Annotated in this window: 19 protein-coding genes, 1 tRNA gene, 2 rRNA genes and 1 pseudogene; 14 read left to right on the plus strand and 9 right to left on the minus strand. The window is 37.6% G+C overall.

Annotated elements, in window-relative coordinates:
* Nucleotides 1-108: 108 nt before the first annotated feature.
* Nucleotides 109-2,987, plus strand: a 23S ribosomal RNA gene (locus M2306_RS15260).
* Nucleotides 2,988-3,103: 116 nt separating this feature from the next.
* A 5S ribosomal RNA gene (gene rrf, locus M2306_RS15265) occupies nucleotides 3,104-3,213 on the plus strand.
* Between the two features lie 196 nt (nucleotides 3,214-3,409).
* Here rrf and M2306_RS15270 read toward each other — a convergent pair.
* On the minus strand, nucleotides 3,410-3,889 hold the full coding sequence (locus tag M2306_RS15270) for a regulatory protein RecX (RefSeq protein WP_259189278.1): 480 nt from the start codon (nucleotides 3,887-3,889) through the stop codon (nucleotides 3,410-3,412).
* A 152-nt stretch (nucleotides 3,890-4,041) separates the two neighbouring features.
* Here M2306_RS15270 and M2306_RS15275 point away from each other — a divergent pair, with 152 nt between their 5' ends.
* Both M2306_RS15275 and M2306_RS15280 read left to right on the plus strand, forming a co-directional pair.
* Nucleotides 4,042-4,320, plus strand: a complete 279-nt coding sequence (locus tag M2306_RS15275) for a DinB family protein (RefSeq protein ID WP_259189279.1) — start codon at nucleotides 4,042-4,044, stop codon at nucleotides 4,318-4,320.
* A gap of 5 nt (nucleotides 4,321-4,325) precedes the next feature.
* Nucleotides 4,326-4,535 (plus strand): DinB family protein, encoded by a 210-nt coding sequence (locus tag M2306_RS15280; protein ID WP_259189445.1) that lies wholly within the window; start codon nucleotides 4,326-4,328, stop codon nucleotides 4,533-4,535.
* 101 nt (nucleotides 4,536-4,636) lie between these two features.
* Here M2306_RS15280 and M2306_RS15285 read toward each other — a convergent pair.
* Nucleotides 4,637-4,716 (minus strand) — tRNA-Leu (locus tag M2306_RS15285).
* Nucleotides 4,717-4,875: 159 nt separating this feature from the next.
* Between M2306_RS15285 and M2306_RS15290 the strand changes: the two genes are divergently transcribed.
* The 4 genes from M2306_RS15290 (at nucleotide 4,876) to M2306_RS15305 (ending at nucleotide 7,667) form a co-directional block, all read left to right on the plus strand.
* Nucleotides 4,876-5,817 (plus strand): ribose-phosphate pyrophosphokinase, encoded by a 942-nt coding sequence (locus M2306_RS15290; protein ID WP_002988261.1) that lies wholly within the window; start codon nucleotides 4,876-4,878, stop codon nucleotides 5,815-5,817.
* 26 nt (nucleotides 5,818-5,843) lie between these two features.
* A complete protein-coding gene (locus tag M2306_RS15295; RefSeq protein WP_115091985.1) occupies nucleotides 5,844-6,452 on the plus strand; it encodes a 50S ribosomal protein L25/general stress protein Ctc in 609 nt (202 codons plus the stop codon).
* A gap of 129 nt (nucleotides 6,453-6,581) precedes the next feature.
* A complete protein-coding gene (gene pth / locus M2306_RS15300; protein ID WP_002988257.1) occupies nucleotides 6,582-7,148 on the plus strand; it encodes an aminoacyl-tRNA hydrolase in 567 nt (188 codons plus the stop codon).
* An 18-nt stretch (nucleotides 7,149-7,166) separates the two neighbouring features.
* Nucleotides 7,167-7,667 carry a GNAT family N-acetyltransferase gene (locus M2306_RS15305; protein ID WP_115091984.1) on the plus strand — a complete coding sequence of 167 codons (501 nt, stop codon included), beginning with the start codon at nucleotides 7,167-7,169 and terminating at the stop codon, nucleotides 7,665-7,667.
* 35 nt (nucleotides 7,668-7,702) lie between these two features.
* Here the strand turns inward: M2306_RS15305 and aspS are convergent, their stop codons facing one another.
* From aspS to M2306_RS15325, 4 genes are all read right to left on the minus strand, one after another.
* Nucleotides 7,703-9,454, minus strand: a complete 1,752-nt coding sequence (gene aspS, locus M2306_RS15310) for an aspartate--tRNA ligase (protein WP_115091983.1) — start codon at nucleotides 9,452-9,454, stop codon at nucleotides 7,703-7,705.
* Between the two features lie 76 nt (nucleotides 9,455-9,530).
* Nucleotides 9,531-10,703 (minus strand): MFS transporter, encoded by a 1,173-nt coding sequence (locus tag M2306_RS15315; protein ID WP_115091982.1) that lies wholly within the window; start codon nucleotides 10,701-10,703, stop codon nucleotides 9,531-9,533.
* 22 nt (nucleotides 10,704-10,725) lie between these two features.
* Nucleotides 10,726-11,790, minus strand: coding sequence for an NADH:flavin oxidoreductase/NADH oxidase (locus M2306_RS15320; RefSeq protein ID WP_115091981.1), 1,065 nt, complete (start codon nucleotides 11,788-11,790; stop codon nucleotides 10,726-10,728).
* 57 nt (nucleotides 11,791-11,847) lie between these two features.
* On the minus strand, nucleotides 11,848-12,504 hold the full coding sequence (locus tag M2306_RS15325; RefSeq protein ID WP_115091980.1) for a metal-dependent transcriptional regulator: 657 nt from the start codon (nucleotides 12,502-12,504) through the stop codon (nucleotides 11,848-11,850).
* Nucleotides 12,505-12,606: 102 nt separating this feature from the next.
* Here M2306_RS15325 and M2306_RS15330 point away from each other — a divergent pair.
* The 4 genes and pseudogenes from M2306_RS15330 to M2306_RS15345 all read left to right on the plus strand — a co-directional run bounded on the left by M2306_RS15330 (nucleotide 12,607) and on the right by M2306_RS15345 (nucleotide 17,832).
* Nucleotides 12,607-14,861: pseudogene (locus tag M2306_RS15330) on the plus strand (TonB-dependent receptor).
* Nucleotides 14,862-14,903: 42 nt separating this feature from the next.
* Nucleotides 14,904-15,341 carry a thioredoxin family protein gene (locus M2306_RS15335; protein WP_259189285.1) on the plus strand — a complete coding sequence of 146 codons (438 nt, stop codon included), beginning with the start codon at nucleotides 14,904-14,906 and terminating at the stop codon, nucleotides 15,339-15,341.
* Nucleotides 15,342-15,498: 157 nt separating this feature from the next.
* Nucleotides 15,499-15,864, plus strand: a complete 366-nt coding sequence (locus tag M2306_RS15340) for a BlaI/MecI/CopY family transcriptional regulator (protein WP_050899469.1) — start codon at nucleotides 15,499-15,501, stop codon at nucleotides 15,862-15,864.
* 21 nt (nucleotides 15,865-15,885) lie between these two features.
* On the plus strand, nucleotides 15,886-17,832 hold the full coding sequence (locus M2306_RS15345) for a M56 family metallopeptidase (RefSeq protein ID WP_259189289.1): 1,947 nt from the start codon (nucleotides 15,886-15,888) through the stop codon (nucleotides 17,830-17,832).
* A 90-nt stretch (nucleotides 17,833-17,922) separates the two neighbouring features.
* On the opposite strand, the gene M2306_RS15350 is transcribed toward M2306_RS15345, so the two are convergent.
* From M2306_RS15350 to M2306_RS15360, 3 genes are all read right to left on the minus strand, one after another.
* Nucleotides 17,923-18,057: a hypothetical protein gene (locus tag M2306_RS15350; RefSeq protein ID WP_259189290.1), complete on the minus strand. Its 135-nt coding sequence runs from the start codon at nucleotides 18,055-18,057 to the stop codon at nucleotides 17,923-17,925.
* A 43-nt stretch (nucleotides 18,058-18,100) separates the two neighbouring features.
* A complete protein-coding gene (locus M2306_RS15355; RefSeq protein ID WP_259189291.1) occupies nucleotides 18,101-18,850 on the minus strand; it encodes a hypothetical protein in 750 nt (249 codons plus the stop codon).
* Between the two features lie 289 nt (nucleotides 18,851-19,139).
* Nucleotides 19,140-19,730 (minus strand): ATP-binding cassette domain-containing protein, encoded by a 591-nt coding sequence (locus M2306_RS15360; RefSeq protein WP_259189292.1) that lies wholly within the window; start codon nucleotides 19,728-19,730, stop codon nucleotides 19,140-19,142.
* Nucleotides 19,731-20,246: 516 nt separating this feature from the next.
* On the opposite strand from M2306_RS15360, the gene M2306_RS15365 reads away from it, so the two are divergent.
* Nucleotides 20,247-20,672: a hypothetical protein gene (locus M2306_RS15365; RefSeq protein WP_002988209.1), complete on the plus strand. Its 426-nt coding sequence runs from the start codon at nucleotides 20,247-20,249 to the stop codon at nucleotides 20,670-20,672.
* Nucleotides 20,673-20,770: 98 nt separating this feature from the next.
* A complete protein-coding gene (locus M2306_RS15370; RefSeq protein ID WP_259189293.1) occupies nucleotides 20,771-21,280 on the plus strand; it encodes a septal ring lytic transglycosylase RlpA family protein in 510 nt (169 codons plus the stop codon).
* Nucleotides 21,281-21,763: the final 483 nt, after the last annotated feature.

The following is a 21,763-nucleotide window of genomic DNA, read 5'->3' on the forward strand; positions in this document are numbered from 1 at the left end:
CAAAACGATCATTGACATATTGTAACGACAAATACAGTTAGATAGTAATAGTAATATTATTATTTTAATAAAAATTTATAGAAAGTACGATTCGAAAGAATTGTAAGCACATAAGCAAAATAAGGGCGTATGGGGAATGCCTAGGCTCTCAGAGGCGAAGAAGGACGTGATAAGCTGCGAAAAGCTACGGGGATCGGCACACACGACTTGATCCGTAGATATCCGAATGGGGCAACCCACTATGTTGAAGACATAGTATCCGAATAGGAGGCGAACCTGCTGAACTGAAACATCTAAGTAGGCAGAGGAGAAGAAAACAAAAGTGATTCCGCTAGTAGTGGCGAGCGAACGCGGAATAGCCCAAACCAATGTTGTTACGGCAATATTGGGGTTGTAGGACCACGATATTTCTTGCGGATTGAATTAGAATTACCTGGAAAGGTAAACCGAAGAGGGTGATAGTCCCGTATAAGTAAGAGAAGATAAGGATAGTGGTATCCTGAGTAGGTCGGGGCACGTGAAACCCTGATTGAAACTGGCGGGACCATCCGCTAAGGCTAAATACTCCTGAGAGACCGATAGTGAACCAGTACCGTGAGGGAAAGGTGAAAAGAACCGTGAATAACGGAGTGAAATAGATCCTGAAACCATACGCCTACAAGCGGTCGGAGCCCCTTTGTGGGGTGACGGCGTGCCTTTTGCATAATGAGCCTACGAGTTACCGTTGCTGGCAAGGATAAGTGATTAAGTCATGGATCCGTAGCGAAAGCGAGTCTTAATAGGGCGCTTTAGTCAGTAGTGGTAGACGCGAAACCGTGTGATCTACCCATGGGCAGGTTGAAGTTTAGGTAACACTAAATGGAGGACCGAACCGTTTAACGCTGAAAAGTTTTCGGATGACCTGTGGGTAGGGGTGAAAGGCCAATCAAACTCGGAAATAGCTCGTACTCCCCGAAATGCATTTAGGTGCAGCGATGATCATAGTTACTTAGAGGTAGAGCTACTGATTGGATGCGGGGGCTTCACCGCCTACCAATTCCTGACAAACTCCGAATGCTAATTAATGATAATCATCAGTGAGGGCATGGGTGCTAAGGTCCATGTCCGAGAGGGAAAGAACCCAGACCATCAGCTAAGGTCCCCAAATGTATGCTAAGTTGAAAAAACGCGGTTTGATTGCCCAGACAGCTAGGATGTTGGCTTGGAAGCAGCCATTCATTTAAAGAGTGCGTAACAGCTCACTAGTCGAGCGATCGAGCATGGATAATAATCGGGCATAAGTATACTACCGAAGCTATGGATTTACGTTTTAAACGTGAGTGGTAGGGGAGCATTCTATCGACGTAGAAGCCGTATTGTGAGATATGGTGGAGTTTATAGAAAAGAAAATGTAGGCATAAGTAACGATAAGGGGTGCGAGAAACACCCCCGCCGTAAGACTAAGGTTTCCTGAGCTATGCTAATCAGCTTAGGGTTAGTCGGGACCTAAGGCAGACCCGAAGGGGGACGTCGATGGCCAACGGGTTAATATTCCCGTACTACTAATAATTGTGATGGAGTGACACAGTGATGAAAGCACCGCGAACTGACGGAATAGTTCGTTGAAGCACGTACCTATATTCCCTATAGTAAAATGCGTAGGGGATGGAGAAATGCGATAGTACTCAGCGTTTTCGAACAACGAGATAGTGTGCCTAAGGGCTGTCAAGAAAAGCTTCTAAACTTAGATTATTAGTACCCGTACCGTAAACCGACACAGGTAGTCGAGGAGAGTATCCTAAGGCGCTCGAGAGATTCATGGCTAAGGAACTAGGCAAAATAGACCTGTAACTTCGGGAGAAAGGTCGCCAGCGCAAGCTGGCCGCAGTGAAAAGGTCCAGGCGACTGTTTATCAAAAACACAGGGCTCTGCAAAATCGTAAGATGAAGTATAGGGCCTGACACCTGCCCGGTGCTGGAAGGTTAAGAGGAGATGTTATCTTCGGAGAAGCATTGAATTGAAGCCCCAGTAAACGGCGGCCGTAACTATAACGGTCCTAAGGTAGCGAAATTCCTTGTCGGGTAAGTTCCGACCTGCACGAATGGTGTAACGATCTGGACACTGTCTCAGCCATGAGCTCGGTGAAATTGTAGTATCGGTGAAGATGCCGATTACCCGCAGTGGGACGAAAAGACCCTGTGCACCTTTACTATAGCTTAGTATTGTTCTTGGATAAGTGATGTGTAGGATAGGTGGGAGACTTCGATCCTGCGTCGCCAGGCGTAGGTTAGTCATTGTTGAAATACCACCCTTTGCTTATTTGAGATCTAACTCTGCACTGCAGAGGACATTGCTTGGTGGGTAGTTTGACTGGGGTGGTCGCCTCCAAAAGAGTAACGGAGGCTTCTAAAGGTTCCCTCAGCACGCTTGGTAACCGTGCGTAGAGTGCAATGGCATAAGGGAGCTTGACTGGGAGACTAACAAGTCGATCAGGTACGAAAGTAGAGCATAGTGATCCGGTGGTTCCGCATGGAAGGGCCATCGCTCAAAGGATAAAAGGTACGCCGGGGATAACAGGCTGATCTCCCCCAAGAGCTCATATCGACGGGGGGGTTTGGCACCTCGATGTCGGCTCGTCACATCCTGGGGCTGGAGAAGGTCCCAAGGGTTGGGCTGTTCGCCCATTAAAGTGGCACGCGAGCTGGGTTCAGAACGTCGTGAGACAGTTCGGTCTCTATCTACTGTGGGCGTTAGAAATTTGAGTGGATCTGATTCTAGTACGAGAGGACCGAATTGGACCAACCTCTAGTGCATCTGTTGTCTCGCCAGGGGCATCGCAGAGTAGCTACGTTGGGCAGGGATAAGCGCTGAAAGCATATAAGTGCGAAACCCACCACAAGATGAGATTTCTTTAAAGAGCCGTTGAAGATGACAACGTTGATAGGCTATAGATGTAAAGGCAGTAATGTCATAGTCAAGTAGTACTAATAGCTCGTAAGCTTATGTGTACTCCCTCTACTAATAAGTAGAGGGAGGGCAACTTTCTAAAATGAAATAAGTATTTGTTACGTTATAATATACCGAATTAGTTATAGGATCCGAGAGGAATTTATAACAACCGCTTTAGGGTGGTTATTGCGGCGGGGCTCACCTCTTCCCATTTCGAACAGAGAAGTTAAGCCCGCTAGCGCAGATGGTACTGCCACATGGTGGGAGAGTATGTCGTCGCCCTTCTTTTGAAAAGCCTGATTACGTAAGTAGTCAGGCTTTTTTGTTTTATACCGGTTTGGAAAAAGACGTAGGGGCCAATGGCAATTGGCCTTCTTGCATGATGCATATCGTATCGCAGTAAAATATCCTTATAAACGATACAACTACAAAAAAGCAAAGAAGCGAAAAAACAAAAAAGCCCTAAAAAAGGGCTTACATACTATGTTATCTCTAAGTCTTGGGTTTTGTTTATGATATCTGACATCGCGTATCCTTTGCGAAATAAGTAAGCTTGAAACTTTTGTTTTTTCTTTTGTATATCAGTATCAGTTAATTGATTCCATTTGTTTTCGCTAATGCGATCAAAGGTTTGGTAGTATTCTTCATCTTCAATTTCAGCCAGAGCAATCGCAATGATTCGACTATTGATATTTCGGAATTTTAATTCTGTGGTAATTCGATTTCTTCCCCAGGCATTTAAACGGTGTTTCCCTCGTACAAAACTCTTGGCAAATCGCTCTTCGTTTAAGAAACTATGTTCAATGAGGTGTACGATGATTTCATCGTGTATTTGTGGTGTTATTCCCAATAGAAACATCTTATTGACTACTTCAGAGTGACAACGATCTTGATACGCACAATAGTTTTCTAATTTGCGTTTAGCTTCATCAAAGGAAAGGTAGGTAGTATCTGTTTTCAATGGTTTTGTTTTTTACAAAGATAAAAAAGGATTTAGGAAGTTCGAAGGGATGTTTTGAGCTTTTCCTTTGCAATAAATTATAGTTCTCAAAGAAATTGATTATTTGCTTTAAGTTTTGTAGTTTTCCTCTAAGAAAAATAACAACTAACATTATGAGTATTAATAAAAGTTTTTTGCTTGAATTGCAACATGAATTAGGAAGTACAAGAAAGATTATTGCTTGTGTGCCAACAGATAAATGGGGGTGGAAACCACATGAAAAGTCGATGAGTTTAGGAGATTTGTCGAAACATATTGTTGAATTGATCGTTTGGACAGAATTTATTACGAAACAAGGCGAACTAAACTTCCATACGGATTATAAGCCTTTAGAAGCGACTTCTACAGATCAGCACTCCAACTTATCGATGCGTATGAAAAACGCGTTGTAACCGCTATTGAATCGACTACAGAGGAGCAATGGATGGAGAACTGGGCATTAAAAGCAGGTGATCATACGATTATGGAAATGCCAAAGGTTGGTGCGAACCGCTTTATTGTAAATAATCACATCTATCACCACAGAGGACAACTATCAGTTTATTTGCGTTTGCTAGATATTCCAATTCCTGGAATGTATGGTCCTTCTGCAGATGATGCTAAATAGTTCACGATTGACTGTAAACAGTTGATCTAAATTATACTTGTTTTTGGAAACAAAAAGGATAGTAAATAAAAAAGCCTAACTGAAAAGTTAGGCTTTTTTCGTACCCGGAGTGGGAATCGAACCCACACTCCTAGGAACACGAGTTTGAGTCGTGCGCGTCTACCAATTCCGCCATCCGGGCATTTGGTGTTGAATTGTGAGTGCAAATTTACAGAAAAAAATAAGCTATCAAAGAAAAAAAGCAAAAAAATCGTTCTAGTCAATTAATATTTTATAAATTTGCATCGCTGAATTACTATAAGGAGGCACTAACTAACAACATAACAACTAATTAGAAAAAATGTTAAATCCTGAATCAGAAGCAAAAATTTTTGCTTGCTCGCAAAGCGTTGAGTTAGCAGAGAAGATAGCAAAGGAATATGGTGTAGAATTGGGTAAAGCTACGTTATCACATTACAGTGATGGAGAGTTTCAACCCTCTTTTGAAGAATCAATTCGAGGAAGACGAGTTTTCCTTGTTTGTTCTACATTCCCATCATCAGATAACCTAATGGAATTATTGTTAATGTGTGATGCAGCTAAAAGAGCATCAGCAAGACATATTACTGCGGTAATCCCTTATTTTGGATGGGCTAGACAGGATAGAAAAGATAAACCAAGGGTTCCGATTGGGGCTAAATTAGTAGCTAAGTTATTAGAATCAGCTGGAGCAACGAGAATCATGACTATGGATTTACACGCAGATCAAATCCAAGGATTCTTTGAAAAACCAGTAGATCATTTATACGCTTCAACGATATTTTTACCATACGTGAAGAGTTTAAACATTGACAATTTGACTATCGCTTCACCAGATATGGGTGGTTCAAAACGTGCCTATGCCTATTCTAAGTTTTTAGATTCAGATGTGGTAATCTGCTATAAACAAAGAAAACAAGCGAACATCATTGAAAAGATGGAGTTGATTGGAGATGTTACAGGGCGTAACGTAATCTTAGTGGATGATATGATTGATACAGGAGGTACGTTAGCGAAAGCAGCTGATATGATGTTAGAAAGAGGTGCTTTGAGCGTACGTGCAATTTGTACACATGCAATCTTATCAGGAAGCGCTTATGAAAAAATCGAGGAGTCTTCATTAACTGAATTAATCGTTACAGATTCAATTCCATTGAAGAAACCATGTAATAAAATTAAAGTGTTAAGTTGTGCGCCTTTGTTTGCAGAAACAATGCACAATGTGCAGTCGAATTTATCGATTAGCAAAACATTCGTCATGTAAATTATTAATACTAAATATTTAAAGTAATGAAATCAATTACAATTAAAGGATCAGAAAGAGAAAGCGTAGGTAAAGTGTCTACTAAAGCCTTACGTAATGCTGGAATGGTTCCTTGCGTAGTATACGGAGGAGAACAATCAGCAATCCACTTCACAGCAGAAGAGAAAGCATTTAAAAGTTTAGTTTACACTCCTAATGTACACACTGTTGTGATTGAATTAGAAGGTGGTAAAAAAATCAATGCAATTTTACAAGATATTCAGTTCCACCCGGTATCTGACAAAATCTTACACATCGATTTCTACCAATTATTCGACGATAAAGAAATCACTTTAGAAGTGCCTATCAAAATCGCAGGTAACTCAAAAGGAGTTATGGCTGGAGGTGTTTTAAACATCAACAACCGTAAATTAAAAGTAAGAGCTTTACCAGCTAACTTACCTGACTTCGTAGAAGTAAACATTTCTAACTTAGAAATGGGTAATAAATTATACGTTACAGATATTACAACTGATAACTACAAATTATTACACCCAGACAACACTGTAGTTTGTCAAGTGAGAATTTCTCGTGCAGCTATGAAAGCAGCTCAAGAAGCAGCAAAAGCAGCAAAAGCTCCTACAAAGAAAAAATAATTATAGTCAATATATATTGTTTGAAAGCGCCTGTATTTTTACAGGCGCTTTTTTTATTTGGTCAAATAACTTATGGAATGTCTTGGGTTTGCGTTATTTTTGTACCTTGAAAATTAGTAACATCATACCATGAAGAAGTTTTTAATTGTAGGATTGGGAAATATAGGAGCTGAATATATTCATACACGTCATAATATTGGATTTAAGATTGTCGATCAAGTAGCCCGTGATTTAGGTGGAGATTGGCAAACCGTAAAATTGGGAAGTCTTGCGGAAGTTAAGATAAAAGGCCGAACATTGCTTTTGCTTAAACCCAATACGTATATGAATTTAAGCGGTAAAGCTGTTCAATATTGGATGCAAAAAGAAAATATTCCATTGGAGAATATTTTAGTCGTTACGGATGATTTGAATATTCCTTTTGGAGCTCTTCGCATTAAGGCCAAAGGGTCTGATGGAGGTCATAATGGATTGAAGAATATTCAGGCGGTGTTAAACAATACCAACTACCCTCGTTTTCGATTTGGAATTAGCGATGAATTTAAGAAAGGACAGCAAGTGGATTATGTTTTGGGTGAATGGGACGAAGAAGAGAAACAAAAGCTCGTAGAACGTCTAGAAACGTCTTCTAAGGCTATTCAGGAGTTTGCTTTGGGTGGATTGAATAATGCAATGAATACTTATAACGGCAAATAACTTTTTTCAGGGATCCAGATGAAATTAATCGCTGAAACACCGAGATTGTTGCTTCGAGAATTGCAACCAACAGATGCGCAGTCATTCTATGCATTAAATGCAAATCCCAATGTGATTCGTTATACGGGTAATACTGCTTTTGCAACCGTGGAAGAAGCTAAAGAATTTTTAGAAAATTACAGTGATTATCAGCTTAATGGCTATGGACGATGGGCTGTTATCTTAAAAGATTCGGGACAATTTATCGGTTGGTGTGGTTTAAAGTATGATGCTGATACGCAACAAACAGATATCGGTTTTCGCTTTTTTGAAGAAGAATGGGGAAAAGGATATGCAACAGAAAGCGCTGAAGCTTGCTTGCATGTGGGATTAAATCAATTCCGATTAGATTGTATTATTGGTCGAGCGATGAAAGCCAATATCGCTTCTATACGCGTTTTAGAGAAACTAGGACTTACCTATGAGCAAGATATACTATTAGAGGGCGAAGAGGCTGTGCTATATAAAATAAAGCAATAAAAAAACGGGAACTTTAAAGGTTCCCGTTTTTGTTATTATTCCGCTTTGATTGCGATATGTAATTCTTCTAATTGTTCTGGGCGGATAGCACTTGGTGCATCGATCATTACGTCTCTTCCTGAATTGTTTTTAGGGAAAGCAATGAAATCTCGAATCGTTTCTTGTCCTCCTAAAATTGCAACTAAACGATCTAATCCGAAAGCCAATCCTCCATGTGGTGGTGCTCCGTATTGGAATGCATTTAGTAAGAAACCAAATTGTTTTTCTGCTTCTTCTTTAGAGAAACCTAAGTGTTTAAACATCAATTCTTGAGTTGGTTTATCGTGAATACGAATAGAACCTCCACCAATTTCATTTCCATTTAAAACCATATCGTAGGCATTTGCACGTACTTTACCTGGATCAGTATCTAATAAAGCGATATCTTCTTTCTTCGGTGATGTAAATGGGTGGTGCATTGCAAAATAACGCCCTGATTCTTCATCCCACTCAAATAATGGGAAATCAATTACCCATAGTGGAGCAAATTCATCAGATTTTCTCAAACCTAAACGATTTCCTAACTCCATGCGAAGTGCACTTAATTGCGCTCTTGTTTTATTTGCAGGACCCGAAAGAACCAAAATAATATCTCCAGCTTGTGCACCTGTAACAGCTGCCCATTGTTTTAAATCTTCTTGGTCATAGAATTTATCTACAGAAGATTTGAATGAACCATCTGCTTCACATTTACAATATACCATACCTGATGCTCCAACTTGAGGGCGTTTTACCCAATCAATTAAAGCGTCAATTTCTTTTCTTGTATAAGCTGCTCCGCCAGGAACGGCAATACCAACTACTAATTCAGCACTGTTGAAAACACCAAAATCTTTGTGTTGAGCTACTGCGTTTAATTCACCGAATTTCATTCCGAAACGAATATCTGGTTTATCATTACCATACGTACGCATCGCTTCTTCATACGTCATTCTTGGGAATTCTTCAATTTCAACGCCGTGAACAGATTTCAATAAATGTTTAGTTAACCCTTCGAAAGTATCCATAACATCTTCTTGATCTACGAAAGCCATTTCACAGTCGATTTGCGTAAATTCAGGTTGTCTATCTGCACGTAAATCCTCATCGCGGAAACATCTCACGATTTGGAAGTAACGATCCATACCACCTACCATCAACAATTGTTTGAATGTTTGTGGTGATTGTGGTAATGCGTAGAATTGACCTGGATTCATACGTGAAGGCACGATGAAATCACGAGCTCCCTCAGGTGTAGAGCTGATTAAATAAGGCGTTTCTACCTCACAGAAATCTTGAGCAGAAAGGTAATTTCTCACCTCTTGTGCTACTTTATGTCTGAAAAGTAAACTGTTTTTTACTGGATTTCTACGAATGTCCAAGTAGCGATATTTCATGCGAATATCTTCTCCACCATCTGTTTCATCCTCAATAGTGAAAGGAGGAACACTTGATTCGTTTAAAATCGTTAGTGACTCAACTAAAATCTCAATATCCCCAGTTGGCATATTCGGATTTTTTGATGCGCGTTCAATTACAGTTCCCGTTACTTGAATTACATACTCACGACCTAAGTTTTTAGCTGTTTCAAAAACAGTTTTATCTGTTCTCTCTGCATCAAAGATCAATTGTGTAATACCATAACGATCGCGTAAATCAACCCAAATCATAAAACCTTTATCACGGTGTTTGCTCACCCAGCCTGAAAGGGTAACTGTTGTATTTATATCAGAAGCACTTAATGCTCCACAAGTATGAGTTCTATACATGGTAAAAAATTATTTCTGCAAATTTATAAACTTATTGTGAATCGGAGGTCTTTTGCTCTAAGAATGTAGTTGTAAACTACTGAATTTCTTGTGGCAAAGATTCCGCTCTTTTTTTATATTGAATAAATAGATAGGCCAACATCGCACCACACAAGGCCATTCCTGCGCCTACCCATTCTGGTGAATTATAACCAAAGCCCATCGTAATAGGAATACCCCCTAGAAAAGCACCAAGGGCATTACCGATGTTAAAACAAGCTTGTCCAGCAGATGCCGCTAACATTTCGGATCCTTTTGCATTTTTAATCAACAACATTTGTAGAGGTGATCCGATGGTAAAGGCAACTAATCCGGTTACTAATGACATCGCATACGCCATCCATTGAATGTGAACGGTATAATAAACCACAACTAAACATACCGCCATTAAGGAGAATGAAAAAATAACAGCCTTGGCTGGGGAAAAGGTATCTGCAATCTTTCCTCCAACAAAATTACCGAGAAACATTCCCAATCCAACTAATGTCATGATAATAGGGATATTTGCTTCCGGAATCAAGGCGATATTAGTCATCATCGGAGCAATATAGCTGATCCAAGCGAATAAACCACCCGTTCCAATAGAAATTAAGGCAACTAGAATCCACGCGAGAGGCGTTTTGAAAAAGGCCATTTGCTTTTTGGTATTTGTGGTGGTATCAGCTTGTAGTTTTGGAATCCAAAAGTAAATTGCTAATGTAGTTATTACTCCTAGAGAAGCAATTAATGTATAAGCTTCACGCCACGTATAATGTTGGCCAATCCAGGTACTTAAAGGCACTCCCGCAAGGTTAGCTGTTGTTAACCCAGCAAACATTATGGAAACAGCTTGTGCTTCTTTTCCTTTTTGAGCTAATTGAGTAGCTACTACAGATCCTACACCAAAAAAGGCACCATGTGGTAATCCCGACATAAAACGGGTTGCTATAAGGGTAGGGTAGGAAGGAGATAGTACAAAAAGCACGTGGAAAACGGAAAATAATAGCATCAAGGCCATTAATACTTTGTGTGGAGCAAATTTGTTGGATGACATAACCAATAAAGGTGCACCAACGACCACACCAAGGGCATAGGTTGATATAAAGTTTCCTGCTTTTGGAATGGATATTTGTAAGTCCTTAGCGATTTCAGGCAAAAGACCCATCATCGAAAATTCGGTCATACCGATGGCTAATCCACCAACAGCTAGGGCTAATAAGCTTTTATTCATTGAATATAGTTGTAAAATTTAATTATTCTTTTCCTCTCTCATATTGGGGAGCCCACGGAATCTCAACTTGGAGTTGGCGTGATGCTGTCATAACAAAATGAGGATCTCGTAAAAATTCGCGGGCGATAAAAATCAAATCCGCTTCGTTTTGTTGTAAAATAGTTTCGGCTTGTGGCCCTGTTTTGATTTCTCCAACAGCTCCCACAACCAAAGTTGTATTGTTTTTAATTTGTGCAGCAAAAGGCACTTGATAATTTGGTCCTGTTGTGATTTTCTGCTCTCTTACACCACCACCTGTGCTTACATCAATCACTTCAACTCCTTTGTCTTGTAATATTTTAGCGAGCTCAACGCTTTCTTCAATTGTCCAACCGCCGTCGGCCCAATCGGTTGCTGAAATTCTAACCCATAAACTTTGCGTTGTTAACAAGGGTTGAATGGCGTCAACAATTTCAAGTAAAAAGCGAATTCTATGCTCAAAACTTCCACCGTATTCGTCCGTTCTATTGTTGATTAAGGGTGAGAAAAATTGATGAATGAGATAACCATGTGCTCCGTGTAACTCAATAATTTCATAACCAGCTTGTATTGCACGAAGGGTCGCTTGTTTAAAGGCTTCTACCGTTTCTTGAATCTCTGCTTTTGTTAAGGCAACTGGCGGATGATCTTTTGGGTGAAAGGGAATCGTTGATGGTCCAACCGTTTGCCATCCATTTTGATGGTCTGGTGCGATTTGATCTCTACTAATCCACGGTTTTTCGCAACTGGCTTTACGTCCGGCATGTGCTAGCTGAATACCCGGAATACAATTTTGTTCTCGAATGAATTGTGTAATCTGTTGTAATTTAACGATATGTTCATCTGACCAAATACCTAAATCCCCATACGTGATTCGCCCTTCAGGGACAACAGCGGTTGCCTCTTGAATGATGGCAGCAGCTTGTCCAGTGGCAAATTGACCTAAATGAACGAGATGCCAATCTGTGGCAAATCCATCCGTGGCGGTATATTGACACATAGGAGATACAATAATTCTGTTTTTTAAGGTATGATGCTTCAATTGAAGTGGACTAAATAATTGGCTCATAATGCTAGTTTTGATGGAATTAATAAAAAAAAGCTTACTGGTGAGTAAGCCTTGCTATTATTTCAGTTGCACAAAAAGATTGTTAGCAATCTTTTTGGTAATCGTTATTTTAGTACCATTGATTTCAATCAAAAACGATTGATCAAAAGGTTCAATCTCTAAAATGACAATTTCACTGCCTAAAGCGATTTTTTGCTTATCTAAATATTGTAAAAACTCAGCTGAGGAATCCTTAACTCCTACACAAATCACGGCTTGTTGAATTTTTGTTTCAGCTAATAATTTCTTTTTAATCTGTTTTATTTCCCCTTTTGCATTGGGAATAGGATCTCCATGTGGATCTTCTGTTGGGTAGCCTAAATAAGCTTCTAATTTATTTATTAACTTTTCAGATTTAATATGCTCTAGCTCTTCGGCTACATCGTGAACTTCATCCCAACTAAATCCTAACTTATCCACTAAAAAAACTTCCCATAAACGATGTTTACGAACAATCATTTTTGCGGCTAAAAGCCCCTCTGGTGTTAAGCGAACTCCTTGATACTTTTGATACGTAACTAATTTCTTCTCATTTAATTTCTTAATCATATCCGTTACCGAAGAAGCTTTCGTCTCTATTCGTGCTGCAATTGCATTGGTAGAAATTCCGTCCTCTTCACCTTGTGATAAGTGGAAAATAGTTTTCAAATAGTTTTCTTCTGAATAAGTAAGCATGGAGTGATTTTTTATAAAATACAAATTTACATCTTTTTTTATTTAAATAATATTTTTAGCTTTGCCTAAATTTTAATTTAAACAAATAGTAAATAATTTTTTATGCGTGTATTAATAAGTTTTTTGTTTCTCCTAGTTTTTTCTAGTACAATAGAAGCTCAAACTATTCAAGGGAAGATTACTTCAAGAGGGGAAGTTCTATCATATGCTAGTGTTGTCATTGAACAAACAACCAAAGGAACAACGGCTGATGACCGTGGAAATTATAAAATTGAAGGGGTAAAACCTGGAACATATCTTGTTTATGCCGATTTTGTAGGGTTTAAAAAATTGTCAAAACGGGTTACAGTAAAGGAAGGACAAGTTGCAACGTTGAATTTTGACTTAGAAGAAGACGCTAGTTTAGAGGAAATTGTGATTTCAGGTTCCTTAAAACCAGTATTAAAATCGGATGCTGTGACGCCTGTTGAAATTTATACGCCTGCATTTTTTGAAAAGAATCCTACAGCGAATCTATTTGATGCGGTACAAATGATTAATGGGGTACAACCACAATTGAATTGTAACGTTTGTAATACAGGAGATATTCACATTAATGGAATGGAAGGACCGTATACAATGATCTTGATAGACGGAATGCCTATCGTGTCTTCGCTGTCAACGGTGTATGGGTTGTTTGGTATTCCAACCAATATGATTGAACGTGTCGAAGTGGTGAAAGGCCCTGCATCTTCTTTGTATGGAACTGAGGCTATGGGAGGAATTATTAATGTTATTACCAAAGACCCAGAACATGCGGCACGATTAAGTGTTGATGCTTTTACCACAACGTGGTTGGAGAATAATATCGACTTAGGGGCGGGTTATAAATTAGGTAAAAAGGTAAACGGACTTTTTGGGGGTAACTACTTCAAATTTGGAGAACGAAAAGATAAGAATGGCGATGGATTTACAGATGTAACGCAACAAGAACGTGTTTCCTTATTTAATAAATTTAGCTTGAAACGACCTGAAAATAGAGTCGCTAGTTTGGCTTTGCGTTATGTGTACGAAGATCGTTGGGGAGGTGAAACTAATTGGCAACGCAAGAAACATAGAGGAAGTGAAGAAGTATATGCTGAAAGTATTTTTACCAATCGCTTCGAGGCAATAGGAATGTATCAGTTGCCTACAACTGAAAATATCTATACCCAGTTTTCGTATATCTATCACAACCAAAATTCAATGTATGGACCAGAATCCTATGATGCGAAACAACAAGTAGCTTTTGCTCAAGCGTATTGGGACAAAACAGTAGGGGATCATAGTTTGTTAGTGTTGGAGGGTCGTTTAAGTATACGTACTACGATGATAATACAAGAGCAACAGGGATATACGATGAAAATGGGTTGGTTAAAAATCAACCACAAGAAACGCCAATTCCAGGTCTTTTTGTGCAAGATGAATGGTCGCTAAATAAACAGCATAAATTATTGCTAGGTTATCGTTTTGATTACGATAAAACGCATGGAGGAATTCATTCTCCTCGTGTAGGATATAAGTTTGCGCCGAATACGAATCATGCTTTACGTGCGAGTTTCGGTACTGGATTTAGAGTTGTCAACGTGTTTACAGAAGACCATCGTGCTTTGACTGGAGCGAGAGAGGTAGTATTCGCAGAATCGTTAGATCCAGAAAAATCATACAATGCCAATTTGAATTATACGGTTAAAGTACCGACGAATTTCGGAGCATTTAATTTTGATATCAACGGTTTCTATACTTATTTCACCAATAAGATTGATGCAGATACCGACACGGATCAAACGAAAATCATCTATGCAAACTTAGATGGGCATGCTATTTCTAAAGGTATTTCGTTGAATGTTGATGTGGCGTTTGATTTTCCTTTGAAAGTAATGGCGGGTGCAACCTATATGGAAGTATACCGCAAAGAGGATGGGCTACGTGAGCAAATTTATCATTCGCCAAAATGGTCGGGTAATGTTTTAGCAAGCTATAATTTTGGCCATGGATTTACGGCTGATTTAACAGGAGACTGGAAAGGACCTATGCGATTGCCTCGTGTAGAAAATGATTATAGACCTGAGTATTCTCCTTGGACGGTAATTGCGAATATTCAAGTGACGAAGAAATTCGGTAATAATTTTCAAGTATATGGAGGAGTAAAGAATTTATTCAATACCCTTCCAAAGGAAGATACCATTGCTAGATGGTGGGATCCGTATGGAGAACCAGGTAATGGGGTAACACCTCCTCCAGGTAGAACGGATGTGATCTTTGAACCGAATGATTATAGCTACACTGCTTTACAGGGAATTCGAGGTTTTATAGGAGTGCGTTATAGTATTTTTTAGATTAGTTTGTGTATGAGAGGGGGAAGTATAAACTATTTTGCTATGTTAGGGGTTGTGCTGTTTTGTACCATCTGGACGTCTAGTGTCCAAGCGCAAGAAGTAACTTTTTCAACGTTGGAAAAAAAGATGCAGGAGCAAGAAAAACCGATCGTTGTTTTTCTACATACCAATTGGTGTAATTACTGTGCTTTGATGGAGAAGAAAACGTTTTCAAACACTGCTGTACAAGAAGCCTTAAAGGACAAAGCGTATTTTGTTTCTTTTGATGCAGAATCTAAGGAAAAAATACAGTTTAAAGGGAAAGCATTCGAGTATAGAAAAAAAGGGCTTCAGTCCGGTGTACATGAATTAGCTGAGGCACTGACTTCGCAAAATGCTTATCCCGCTCTAGTTATTTTGAATAAAAACTATGAAATTATATACCAACATTATGCCTATGTTGGGCCAAAAGAGATGCTTCAATTATTGAAAGCGTTGTAGGAGACTACGTGTTATTTTTCTTTAAAAGCACTGTAAATCAGAAAGATTTACAGTGCTTTTTTTTTATACTTTTCAATTAATTTTAGTTGAAAACTAAAAAATTAGTTTGATAACTAAAATTTTAGTTATATGTTTGTTTGAGTTAAAAGAAACACTAATGGAAAAATTAACGAACAAAGAAGAAGAAATCATGCACATCCTTTGGAAGCTGCAAAAAGGTTTCATTAATGATATTTTGGCAGAAATGCCAGAACCGAAACCACATTACAATACCTTATCAACTTTAGTGCGAATTTTGGAGGAAAAGGGAGTGGTTGCTTATCATGCTTTTGGTAAATCACATCAATATTATCCTGTGGTGACGATGGAAGCTTATCGTTCGATGTTCATGGAAGAAACCATGCAAAAGTATTTTGATAATTCGTTCAGTAACCTGGTTAACTTTTTTGTTAAGGATAAGCAGGTATCACAAAAAGAATTGAATGAGATTCTTTCTATCATTGAAAAAAACAAACAGGTGTAAACCATTAAAACAGAAAAGCGTATGACTCCTTTTATCTTGTATGTACTCAAAGCAAACGGCTTGTTGTTACTAGTCTTAGGTTTTTATTTTTTGTTTTTGAAAAAGGAAACTTTTTTTGCTGCTATTCGTTATTATTTTCTCATCGGGATTGCATGTAGTTTCTTATTACCGCTGATGAGTTTTACAAAAATGGTATACATTGAACAGCGTTTCGATTGGTCTATGTTGCTTAACCAAACCAATGAGGTACCTAGAATAGAAGAACAACAAAGTTTCTTCGAGCAGTTGAATATAGAAGCGTTGATACCCGTACTATTTGGAGGAATTACTCTGATTATCGGTCTTTTCTTTTGTGGTAAAGTGTTGCGATTGATTCGCCATATTAAACAATTGCAATTGTGGAAATCACAATCGAATATCAAAGTAGATATGACTACACAAGAAGCTTATTCGTTTTGGAATTGGATTGTATTACCTTCCAATTATAAGGATATAGTAGTATTAGAAACAATCATCCAGCATGAACATATCCATGTGCAACAGAAACATACTGTTGATTTGCTACTAGTGCATTTTTTACGTCGAATTTTTTGGTTCAATCCCCTATTAGTGATCTTGGAGCGAGTAGTTCGCCTCAATTTAGAGTATGTCGTAGATCAAAAGGTAACGGCCATACAAAATAGCTATGATTATCAAATGACTTTGGTGCAGTTTGAACAAGCTAAGACACCTTCATTTTCTTTAGTTAACTCTTTTGGATCTTCGGATTTAAAAAAGAGAATCATCATGTTAAACCAACCAAAATCTAAAAATATGAGAAAATCAAAATTTGTTTTATGCCTTCCTTTAGCGGTGGGATTCTTTTTGCTTTTTCAAATCAAGACTCAAGCAGAAGTTCGATTTATTGATCAAGAATCAACCCCTACAGAGCAGAAACCAGAAAAAAAACAAGAACAGCATATAGTACCTTCACTTAATAACGGAGGAGAACTAACACCAGCAGAAAAAGACGAGGTTGCTACAGCAGTAAAGGAGGCAAGACAAGGAACATCAGCTAAAGAAACAGCTGACGATAGTCAAGCAAAAGATGGAACGATTTATATTACAACCAATGATCCTGCAGGGAAAATGAAGATGACACTGAATGGAAAAGAAATGACGGAAGAGGAACATCGTTTGCACACAGTAAAACGAATGGCAGAGGGCAAAACCCAAACTTATAGTTTTAATACCTCTGGGGCTGCTGATTCAAATACGCGTATTATCATCAATGGGAAAGAGTATACCATGGAAGAATTTTCGAAAATAGGGAAGGAGACCAATGAAGATGAAATGGCCTATTCGTATACTATAGCTAAAGAGACCTCCGCGAGAAATGCTCAAAGAATGAAGGAAATTTCGAATAAGAACAAAGAGCAACTTGCAAGAGAAAAAGAGGAAGCGAGTAAGAAAATGGAAGCGTCCCGTAAGGAAATGGAAAAGTCTAGAAAGAACATGGAAGCTTCGAGAAAACAAATGGAGAAATCGAGAAAGCAAGATTTAGAGCGAATAAAGGACAAATTAATTATTTACAACGGTAAAGAAGTTTCCTTAGAAGAATTAGAAAAAATAAATCCCAATGGACTGGGAGGTGGAAATATCAAAATCTACAGCACAGAGGAGAGTATTGAAAAATATGGAGAAAAAGGGAAAAATGGAGTTATCATTGTTAACTCTGGAACAAAACAAGTGAAGACCACAGACGGAAAAGGACAAACGGTTAGTTCATTTTCTTTTACTTCGACGCAAGATGATACGAGCAGTCCTTTTTTGTATGTATTGAACGGAAAAGCAGTAAAAGCTGTCGAAATAAGTGCGATTAAATCGGAAGATATTGAAAGTATGAATGTTTTAAAAGGAGAAATGGCAAAAGAAAAATATGGAAAAAAAGGTGAAAGAGGAGTGATTGAAATTATTACAAAGAAATAGATTATTACTTTTTGAATTAGATATGTTAGTTAGTAAAGACCTTCAACTTAGTTGAAGGTCTTTGCTGTTTACGATACGTTGAAAGCCTTTTTAAGTAGATTGGATGCTACCGTTATGTAGTTGCAATTGTTTGGTGCGAATGGACGATAACAGACCTGGAATAGGATTGACGATGAGTAGTATCCCCTTGGTCGGTTTAATTAATGGAATATATTGGGTATCCATTCAAGACAAAGAAATCAAAAGTTTAGGTATTTTAGGAAAGAGATTATTCTTCAGTTGTGCTCTCAAAGTTATTGAATATATATTCCTCAATTTCACCGTTACGAGAGGAGGTGAAATATTTTTCTAAATCTACATCGTCTTTTCTGAAAAAGATAAAGGGCACGCCTAAACTATCATGATATTTTTCTGTCAAGAAAGGTAAGAGGTTGTTTTTTTGTAAAATAATCCAATTGTCATTAAGAAAACCATCAGTCTTGTAGATTTCACCTTTTTTATAATTTTCTATGTTTTTGACTTTGTCAAAAAGAGCAACAAACTTTATCTTTTTATCCGCGTATTTAGTAGTCAGTTGGTTCATTCTTTGATAGTCTTGCATACATGTTCCGCAATTGGTTGAAGTGATATAGAATAGTGCATCCCAATCTTGAATTTCAGATAAAGGTATTTTGGTGTTATTAATATCCAAAAAACCGGGATATAGAATTCTTTCGCTGTTATCTTTATTCACAATAGTTATTTGCGCAGGATATATGCCTAGTTTGTTGTAGATCCCTAAGACTGCAAACATATAATCATCGTCTGTATGATATGCTTTTTCCAATATTTCTCCATCCCAAGAGGTTAGATTACCCTCTTGATTAATAACCATGCTCTTCTTGAAACGGTCAATGTCTGGGGGTATTAAGTTTAATATCTTGGGCAGATAAGTTTTAATATAAATTTCTTCTGATGATTCTTTTTTGCAAGCTATTAGTAAAAGAGAAAATAATAATAAACATATTTTTTTAATCATACTAGATTATTTGTAAAATTATGATTTGCAACTATTTAGTTTTTATTTAGAAATTGGTTTAATGCAAGATTTTTGGAAGGTTAGATAGAAGTCTTTAGTGCCTAATTCAGTTCTATTTAATTCAGTATTTTCTCCCTGTTCCCGGTTTTTGTTTGATTATAGCGTGAATATAAAACCCAAAAAGGAGAAATCATAAGGTGTATTTGAATGTTTAATGCATTCGGTAGTAGGTATTTGAATGGTTTTGTTTGATATAAAAAAAGGCTTTCAATATACGTTGAAAGCCTTGTTAAGTAGATTGGATGCTACCGTTATGTAGTCGCAATTGTTTGGTGCGAATGGAGGATAATAGACCTGGAATATGGTTGACGATGAGTATCCCCTTGGTTTGTTTCTTTTCTTGAAGAATAACGAGAAGTTGTTCCTGAAGAATTGGTGAAAGACCAGCAAAAGGCTCATCTAAAAGAATAAAGGGTTGAGGTAGTTCAAGTACAAATAAGGTTTGAATCAATTGCTGTATTCCCGTTGAAAAGCTTGAAATAGGGGAATGAAGCTGCTGTTCAAATTCAGACCAATACCAATATCTCTTTGGCAATACCTCTTGGAGTCGAAGTTGTTTTGGAAAAAACGAAAACTGAGGTTTCAACGCAAAATAGCGTTGTAAATCACGGGTTTTTCGGATTAATTTTTGATCAACTCGGAGGTGCAAATGCTGCGCTTTTTTTGTGCCAAATAACACCTCAAGAAAGGTAGATTTTCCTGCTCCATTTGATCCAATTAGTTCAATAAGCTCGCCCGTTTGCAGTTGAAAATAGATATTGTTGAGGATGTTTTTGTGCTGCACTTGATACACAAGGCTATCCAAGTATAAGGTAGACATAATTAGGTTGTTTTAAACTTGGAGAGCATAAAGGAAAGAACCATCATACTACCGAATAAAGTAAATACAAGATGAAGGGGTTGCCATCCTTTGTTCTTGAAAAAATAGCGTTCGTAGGAGCGAAAAGTCCAAAAATAAATCATCGAAAGTATTGTAGCAAGGAGCGGAGGGATGCACCACCAGAGCGCTGTCGTCAGTCCAAGAAGTACCGTTATCCCGCAAGAAAGGAGATAGTAAGGATAAAGAATACGCAGTGTTTTGATCATGTGAAAACAAATTACAAAGACCTAAGGTATTTATTTTTACGGATATAATGACTTGATTTGGTCAAAACTTTGATTACGGGAATCAAAACGAGGGCACCTTTATTTTTGCATATTTTTCTTGAGATTAACGGATTATATTGAGGTATTCGTACGGAATAAAGCAATCGAAATGGTAGAATGTAAATCAAGAAGCAAAGCGTTTAGTTTCAATTGTTTTATTTATATTTGTCAGTAAACTAATAACAACAATATGGATAAAATGTTACAGCCAGCGCATTCAGGCGTTGCATATTTAGCATTGATTTTTTTGGTAATCGTAGTAATTAATGCTTTTGTAGGATTAAGCTCTAAAAAAGAGTTTACAGAAAAAGATCGCAAATTAGGTTTGATAGGGTTAATCTTCTGTCACATTCAATTATTGTTAGGGATTATCTTGTATTTCGTTTCACCTTTAGTACAAGGTTTTGGCGTAGCAATGAAAGACTCTACTTTAAGATTGTATGCTTTAGAGCACCCACTAATTAACATCATTGCAATTGCGTTGATTACAATTGGATGGTCTAAACACAAAAAGACCACAGATAGCAACAAGAAATTTAAAATGTTCGCTATTTTCTATACGATTGGATTAGTTTTAATCTTATCTAGAATTCCTTGGACCGCTTGGTTTGCATAATTGCATATAAAAGATAAAAAAAGAGAGCTTGAAGCTCTCTTTTTTATTTTGGTACACTTCTTGTTTTGAAATAGTATCCATTTTTTGAAACAAGAAATATGAAATATTTTCAATATATAATTTTTGCTTTAATAATCTTCACTTTATCAAGTTTTGAAGAGGCAGGCAAATTAAAAGAAAAAATCAAGCCTGCTGCTGTTAGTATGGAGCAGGTGTTAGATACTGTTGCAACGTTAGATTTACCAATGATAGAAGAAGATTCTATCGTGATGGCAGAAGTAGAGGAAGACTCTTTTGAGGTGGTTAGCGATGAAACAAAAGCTTCGTATTACCACGATAAATTCTCTGGTAAAAAAACAGCAAGCGGTGAAGTTTTTGATAATTCAAAATACACGGCAGCCCATAAAACACTGCCTTTTGGAACGAAAATCAAAGTTACTAACTTGAGAAATAAACGTTCAGTTGTATTAACCGTAACTGATCGTGGGCCTTTTACAAAAGGAAGATCGGTTGATATTTCAAAACGTGCGTTTATGGATTTAACAGATAACCTAGGACGTGGAGTTTTAGACGTTAAGGTAGAACGTATGATTGAAGATATTCAGTAAACATTTCCATACCTAAAAAGGAATTTAGTATCTCTATTTCGCTCCTGTATTGGAAGGAATAAAAAGATAAAATAAATATACAGATTCACTTTTTTTATTGAAGACAAGCTAAGAGGTTGTGGTTCAATAACTAAAAAGTGGGTAATGAAAATGTGGAAAAATTCCACAAGTCGAGGATGTGCACCGCACATCTTTTTTTTTGTGCCAATCCCAAATCTTAGGGAATAAATTTTTTTTAAAAAATAGAATTACTGCTTTCAAAAAAGAGAAATACGGGCAAAAAGAATCGTAATTAACAGGCCCACAAAGTGTCGCTAATTGTTGCGTTTGTTGCATCAATGGCTGGCTTGAGGCTATTTCTCAGCGTGAATCAAGGTGAGTTTATCAAGATAAGGGCGTATAACCTTGTAGTGGGAGATTTTATTTTTTGCTTATTTGAAAGCTTTTTTAAGATAAAAGCTGTTTTTTTAAAGGTAATTTATT

Source organism: Myroides gitamensis, from assembly GCF_029894455.1.
GTDB classification, from domain to species: Bacteria; Bacteroidota; Bacteroidia; order Flavobacteriales; family Flavobacteriaceae; genus Flavobacterium; species Flavobacterium odoratum.